Genomic DNA, 6240 nt, shown 5'->3' with positions numbered 1-6240 from the left:
TTAAAAACACATTTTCCACGTTTAAAAACACATTTTCCACGTTTAAAAACACATTTTCCACGTTTAAAAACACATTTAACATAAAAAAAAACTTTTGTGTGTTTTAAATGATATAATGTTTTTAAGGAAATGGGGAAATTAAATTGATTGAAAATAAAAAAGCTCAAAAAGCCCTAGACAAGTTGCTAAGTCGACAAGATTACTTAGTTGTGCAAGGCAATGACCTTGCTAAGTCTTTTGGTGGACTCAAAGCTTTTGAGCAACGTGTCCTAGACTACTGTTTTAGCTTTGTCCAAGAAGATGACACTGCCAATAAAATTTATGAAGTGACTGCCATTGAGGTTATCAAGCATTTTGGCCTGAATACATCTGGAGATTCTTATGAGCGCATTGCAAGGGCGTTTAAAACATTGAACGAAAACACTGCCTTATATCTCCCCACAACACTAGCAAGTGGTGAGAAGGGGATCCTTATGACTCAATTGTTCGGTCGGATTGTCTTTGGTGAATCAGGTACAGTCCAGTTTAAATTCTCAGAGGATGCCGCACCGCTTGTTTTTGATCTTAAAAAGAACTTCTATAGTTTCCATCTCAGAGAGCTTAGCCGTATTAACGGCAAGTACGGTCTTATTCTATTAAAATTATGGGAATCCTACCGACAAGGTGACGCTATTGTTACCACAATTAATGGTTCAACCGAGGATTGGCAAGGCTGGTTCTTAGGTAAGGGGCGCCGGGTTAGTGCTAGCAGGTTTTATACCAGCGTTCTAAAACGTGCCACAGAAGAGTTAGAAGAAAAACTTAATGCTGAGTGCACTCTAACCTCTCTAAAACATGGACGCAAAATAGTAGCATATCGACTCGAAATTCTTGATAGAAATAAAATAGTGAATTAGAAATTAAATACCGTATGTATCAACCAGTATAAACGTTAAAAAATTGAAAAGAGGGTAACTACTATATTTTTATTATACTCTGTATGTAAAAAACGACTAAACCTTGATAAACCATAGAAAAAGCACCCATACTACGGTATGAGTGCTTTTTAATTCATTTTTTGTTTTAAGGGCATACGAATAGAAAATATTTTGGCCAATAGTTTATTATTCTAATAGTGATTTAACCTTTGAGAATTCATCTAGACCCGTGTAGGTTTGAACTACCTTGCCATTTTTAATGACTAAGAAATCGGGAACAGATGTGATATTTAACTTCTTAAGTGTTGATGTGAAATTCTTATCACTACGATTAGCATTCGTATTGTAGTAATAGACCTTTGGTCGAAAAATGTTATTCTTCATCTGAGTACTCAATCTAGAATTGAAAACTTCGCAAGCGGGACAACTAGGACGTCCAATATATATCAAGGTTTCTTTTTTGTTTGTAACTATACGATTTAACTGAACTGTATTAATTTTAGTTAATGGATCAGCAGTTTTTCGATGATAAACAAAAAAACCTGCACCTAAAACCAAGACTAAAATTACAATTAATAAAATACTACTCTTCTTCACTCAATAAGCCCCGATTCACACTTAGCATTTGTAATGAGCACAATGAAATACTTCAGTACCATAGCCTGCACCCACTGCTGAAACACAGGCGGCACAGCCAGTTCCTGCGGTACCAATGCAAACCACTGCACAACCAGCACCTACTGCACCAAGTACCCAATTTGGAATTCCCATACCGTTTAAGCATTTACCCATGCAAGACAACCAAGATTTTTTAGTTTTCTTCTTTTTCTTCTTTTTAGCTGCTGCCATTAAGTGCATTCCATTGCCTTCTTTTGTTGCAAAATTGGTTGAGGGGTTGGTACTGCTTGAAAGAACGTTCCCATCCTCATCGATTGTAGCAGCGAAAGTTTGTTTTCCATTACCATAAATATACGTGTTTACACCTACACTTGAAGATACACCCATAACCATTGAGGTATTAATCAACTGTCCATTCGTTTTGTAAAACAAAGATAGATAACTTCCCTGTTTTATATTAGGTCCTGCTACATCATAGTACGCAACATAACATAATAAGTATCTCCACTTTTATCATTTAAAGTTTTAACAGTAGCATCTTTTGAAATTGACACATTATCAGAACGAGTATTTGAATAATTCTGTGCGTCCTTTAGCGTATTGGAATTTTTATTTCCCCAAGAATTTACTTTAGTTGTTATCGAAGAATCGGATAAAGTAAATTTATTATCGTTAAAAGAATTGACGAAGTTTTCACCTACAGCAGCTTCTTGACTCGTTTCATCTGCACTTGCTTTAACATTTCCCAAGGCAACAACAAATATTCCTAGTACTAAAATAGATACTGCTAAAACTATATTAAGTAATTTTCCTGATTTTTTTAATATTGGCATTCGTTATTATTCCTCTTTTCTGTGCGTATATCCGTTGATCCCAAGGGTGACAATTGAAATTAATAAGAAAAAGCCACCACCAATAAAGATTATAGAGTTGTATCGGGGGATCAAGTTAGACGCGACAGTTATCATTAAAATGGAAAAAATAGCAAGACAACTAACCCCAATCATCCTCATCTTTTTAGACATTTTTTTCACTCCCCATAGTTCAGTAAGCACAATTATCTTTTTCTTATACCCCTATACATGTAAACTTTAAGACAAAGCCACGTTGAAATCAATAACTACTTTAGAATCATATTCGTTTTAGCACTAACGATTAAGCTTCGCTTAATCGTCTGATTTTTCACTTTATTGAAGATGAAGTGGGGCCTTTTTGGGGGGAGTTAAGAGGGGAGCGTTGCGGTAATACTTCAAATTTATGAAACTCATTGCATTTAGCCACCTGAACGGTGGCTTTTAAATTAGTGTGAACGTCAGCTTCAAAATTGGAATCTGTGTAGCCGCCATCTACCAAAACTGACTTAACCTGTTGTAAAATAGATCATTAAGGCGTTATGTAAACGAAGAAATGGCAGAGAGAATGCGGAGAAAAATGAGTAATGATATTGAACGACTAGAACAACGCATTAAAGCTGAACAAGCTCTACTGCGAAAAAAGCGTAAAGAACAGCGGCGTAAACTGGTTACGCAACTGGGTTCTGACGTTTTGAAGACTACCAAAGTTAGTAGTCGTGAAGAGTTTGACGACAAGTTTGAGATTGTCCGAAAAGGACAACCTCAATCCGAGTCAAATGCAGTTGTCTTGGCTCAATTGAAAACAATTGCGGACAACATGCACTATAACGGCAGATATTGGCAGATTGAAAATCTACCAAAGGTTGCCGAGTGGTTGTCTAGTTTCCGTTCAGAAAACTAGACAACCTGCACGAGAAAAGAGTCGTATTTGCGAAAAGCAAATATGGCTCTTTGTTGTCTCGAAAGCTGACAATTTGCGAAAAGCAAACTGACAACTTTTGAGAATTTTTGGGCTACCTTTTGGGAACAAAAAGGTAGGGTGTCCGGTTTGGGTTTTGGGTCTGACTTTGGGGGTCAAGGGGGAGCGTCAGCAGCCCCCTTGCAAGTGCAAAGTGTGGTCAAATTGCGTCAGCAATTTGTCTACACTTTGCCCCGCTTGCCATGCCCTGAAAACCGAGTTAGTATAAACATGACCGAATAGGGAGTATTTATACTAACTCGGTTATGAAAGTAAGCGAGTGAATAACAAGTTTAATTGAATCTCTTTAGGGGTGCTTTTATGTCTGAAACTAAGCGCACACAAATCAATATCCGGCTTAGTGATACTGAATTAGAAAAGGTCAAACTATCCGCAGAAGTGCTGGGCTTATCTGTCGGCAAATATGCTAAGCAAGTTTTACTCAAATCAAAGCTGGTTAAGCCACAACTTCCAGCGCAATCACAACAGGCCATGATTCGTCAGCTGGCGGGCATGGCTAATAACCTGAATCAACTAACTAAATTGGCCCACGAATCTAAGGCTATCGATTCACACGCAATTGACAGCTTACGACAAGAGGTGAACGCCTTATGGCAACAATTGGGAAAATAACCCAAGCCACCAGCGGTACAGCGGCCGTTAGGTATGCTGAGGGGAAAGAGAAGCTTAAAGCGTCAACCAAACAATTTCTCCTAAAAAGTGGGGTTGCTAGCCATGTCGTTGACCAATTGCATGACCGTGCGGTCGTTAAAAGTGGCATGAACGTTGACCCTGAGTTTGCTAGTACGCAAATGAAAGCCACTAGAAGCGCTTTTGGGACGACTGGTAAAGAGACTGTTCGGGTCATTCAATCGTTCTCCACGGCTGACCTGAACCCAGCTAATCCAAAGGATTGGCAGAAAGCTAACGAAATCGGCTACCAGCTCGCTAGAAAAGCTTTTTCGGGCCATCAAGTCGCCATTTACACTCAGCTAGATGGTACCGGCCACAAGCTCCATAATCATATTGTCGTTAACATGCCCAACCTCAAAACCGGAAAAAAATATCATCAACATCACGACTGGCAACGTTTATCTGCCCTCAGTGACGATATTTGCCGGGAACACGGCCTTTCGGTGATTGAAAGGTCTAAAGACCCACGCGAACGGCGGACGATGGCTGAGCGCCAACTCAAAGCCAAAAATGAGTATGTTTGGAAAGATGATTTACGCGCCCACATTGATTCTGTCATGAAGGATACCTCTGTAAGCTCATATAAGGCGTTATCAGAGCGTTTAGCTGAATCTGGCATAATTACACATGAACGCGGAAAAAGTCTATCATTCGAGTTCTTAGACGCCGAAAACAAGCACCGACGAGCTCGTGGCAAAACTTTAGGTGCAGATTACGAAAAGGAGCAAATTTTCAATGAGTTGGAGCGAAGAGATAAACAGCCAAGCCAATCAGCTTCAAATAGCCGAACTTCAACGCTTAGTCGAGCGTTTGAACAGCGAAAACAGCAGGCTGAACAACGAAAACGAAACGTTAAATCACGAGAACCAGCAACTTCTCAATCAGCTAAAGGTATTGAACGTCTTACAGTCGCAACAGGTCAAAATCGAAGCCACATTAGCTCAACGTCAAAAGAATTTAGTACGCATGTCCAACGAACAAAACACCGAACTAAAGACTTTGGAACAAGAGTTAAACGACTCGGCGGCCAGATTAGCAACTTCTCAAACGCAATTAGCGCAATTGCAGGAAAAATTGGACGATATTTAAAGCAACTGCAAGCACAGAAGCAAGACGAGCAAGACCTCTTTAATCAATTGCAAGACAAGCTTGACCAGTCTAGACAGCACAAAGAAGCCCGGGACAAGGACAGAGGTTACTACCGCACTTATCAAAACAGGGGGTTCCATCGATGAATAACAATAACCAAATGTTTAAGCAAATCTTAGCGGCTTACCAAAAAGACGAAATCAATTGGTCCAAAGTGCCCGCTATTACCGCGTTAATTCAACGCGAAGTCAATCAGCAAGTGACTAAGCAAATTGATACTCTTACCAACCAGACTTCCCAGCAGTATACGGACCATCTCAATACACTTATCCAAGCTAATCAACAAAAATTTGACCGGAATCAACAGGGCCTCAATTCACTCAATCGAGCCATTGACTCGGCTAAACAGGAATTAGAACCCACTAGACGTCAAAAGACCATAGCGCTACTCGCTCAAGGTATTGGTATTGTGGCGCTGGTTATGACGACTCTGGCACTGTTCTGTTTAATTATGCCGATTCTTTTTCACCTAAGTGGTGTTGGCCCAATCTGGCATGTTTTCAGTCCCAGCTTAAGTTTTTGGGGTGCCTGCAGGGCGATTATTGCGATACTCTTAATTTTCTTGTTGCTGATTCTAGAAATCGTTATTGTGGCCGCACCTAGTCTCGTCGTATCTTTCGTAATATCATGGGTCGATGATATTCGTGAACCATATAAAAATCATCATCCACAACTTTAGCAATGTGCTTCCGTAGCATGTACTCCCTGCCGAGCGACAGTCGAGGCTTCTTCTGAGCCACGTCTTTTGATTCTATGTCGAACGAAGTGCTTATCTTAGAGATATATATATATCTATGGCAATTGATAGCAGCAAATTTTTTAGTTGGTTAAGCGGCTATGACATTGCCATTTTTTTTGAACTTACAATTTTTTTGTTTCCCTCGCGCGTAAGTAAGATACTTTCACGGATACTTTTAAATACTTTTAAATACTTTAGGGCGACAACAAATCCCGTTATGTCAAGGCCTACGGAGGTTTAAAAACACATTTTCCACGTTTAAAAACACATTTTCCACGTTTAAAAACACATTTTCCACGTTTAAAAACACAT

General features: G+C 39.6%; 8 protein-coding genes and 1 pseudogene. 5 read left to right on the top strand and 4 right to left on the bottom strand.

What is annotated here, in order from left to right; genetic code table 11:
• Positions 1 to 143 precede the first annotated feature (143 nt).
• The gene (locus EKM99_RS15310; protein WP_125584180.1) at positions 144 to 896 is read left to right on the top strand and encodes a replication initiation protein; all 753 of its coding nucleotides are present in this window, start codon (positions 144 to 146) and stop codon (positions 894 to 896) included.
• 207 nt (positions 897 to 1103) lie between these two features.
• Here the strand turns inward: EKM99_RS15310 and EKM99_RS15305 are convergent, their stop codons facing one another.
• The 4 genes and pseudogenes from EKM99_RS15305 to EKM99_RS16035 all read right to left on the bottom strand — a co-directional run.
• Positions 1104 to 1514, bottom strand: coding sequence for a thioredoxin family protein (locus EKM99_RS15305; protein WP_125584179.1), 411 nt, complete (start codon positions 1512 to 1514; stop codon positions 1104 to 1106).
• A gap of 21 nt (positions 1515 to 1535) precedes the next feature.
• A complete protein-coding gene (locus tag EKM99_RS15300; protein ID WP_125584178.1) occupies positions 1536 to 1967 on the bottom strand; it encodes a hypothetical protein in 432 nt (143 codons plus the stop codon).
• Between the two features lie 35 nt (positions 1968 to 2002).
• Complete coding sequence (locus tag EKM99_RS15295) at positions 2003 to 2368, bottom strand: hypothetical protein (RefSeq protein WP_125584177.1); 366 nt, start codon at positions 2366 to 2368, stop codon at positions 2003 to 2005.
• Positions 2369 to 2768: 400 nt separating this feature from the next.
• Positions 2769 to 2909: pseudogene (locus EKM99_RS16035) on the bottom strand (IS5/IS1182 family transposase); the annotation flags it as partial.
• 57 nt (positions 2910 to 2966) lie between these two features.
• Between EKM99_RS16035 and EKM99_RS15290 the strand changes: the two are divergent.
• From EKM99_RS15290 to EKM99_RS15275, 4 genes are all read left to right on the top strand, one after another.
• Entirely contained in the window at positions 2967 to 3290 is a 324-nt protein-coding gene (locus EKM99_RS15290; protein ID WP_125584176.1) for a hypothetical protein, read from the top strand.
• Between the two features lie 378 nt (positions 3291 to 3668).
• Positions 3669 to 3980, top strand: coding sequence for a plasmid mobilization protein (locus tag EKM99_RS15285; RefSeq protein WP_125584175.1), 312 nt, complete (start codon positions 3669 to 3671; stop codon positions 3978 to 3980).
• A complete protein-coding gene (locus EKM99_RS15280; RefSeq protein ID WP_125584174.1) occupies positions 3959 to 5275 on the top strand; it encodes a relaxase/mobilization nuclease domain-containing protein in 1317 nt (438 codons plus the stop codon). The genes EKM99_RS15285 and EKM99_RS15280 overlap by 22 nt, the downstream gene beginning before the upstream one ends.
• The gene (locus EKM99_RS15275) at positions 5272 to 5868 is read left to right on the top strand and encodes a hypothetical protein (protein WP_125584173.1); all 597 of its coding nucleotides are present in this window, start codon (positions 5272 to 5274) and stop codon (positions 5866 to 5868) included. The genes EKM99_RS15280 and EKM99_RS15275 overlap by 4 nt, the downstream gene beginning before the upstream one ends.
• Positions 5869 to 6240: the final 372 nt, after the last annotated feature.

It is taken from the genome of Levilactobacillus cerevisiae (genome assembly GCF_003946245.1).
Taxonomy (GTDB): Bacteria; Bacillota; Bacilli; order Lactobacillales; family Lactobacillaceae; genus Levilactobacillus; species Levilactobacillus cerevisiae.
The sequence above is the reverse complement of the archived record's forward strand: the minus strand, read 5'-3'. Positions and strand labels throughout refer to the sequence as shown.

What these genes read in the sequence shown, in the direction of transcription:
- EKM99_RS15295 (WP_125584177.1), bottom strand. Translation starts at nt 2,368, where the DNA reads ATGCCAATATTAAAAAAATCAGGAAAATTACTTAATATAGTTTTAGCA.
- EKM99_RS15290 (WP_125584176.1), top strand. Translation starts at nt 2,967, where the DNA reads ATGAGTAATGATATTGAACGACTAGAACAACGCATTAAAGCTGAACAA.
- EKM99_RS15285 (WP_125584175.1), top strand. Translation starts at nt 3,669, where the DNA reads ATGTCTGAAACTAAGCGCACACAAATCAATATCCGGCTTAGTGATACT.
- EKM99_RS15280 (WP_125584174.1), top strand. Translation starts at nt 3,959, where the DNA reads ATGGCAACAATTGGGAAAATAACCCAAGCCACCAGCGGTACAGCGGCC.
- EKM99_RS15275 (WP_125584173.1), top strand. Translation starts at nt 5,272, where the DNA reads ATGAATAACAATAACCAAATGTTTAAGCAAATCTTAGCGGCTTACCAA.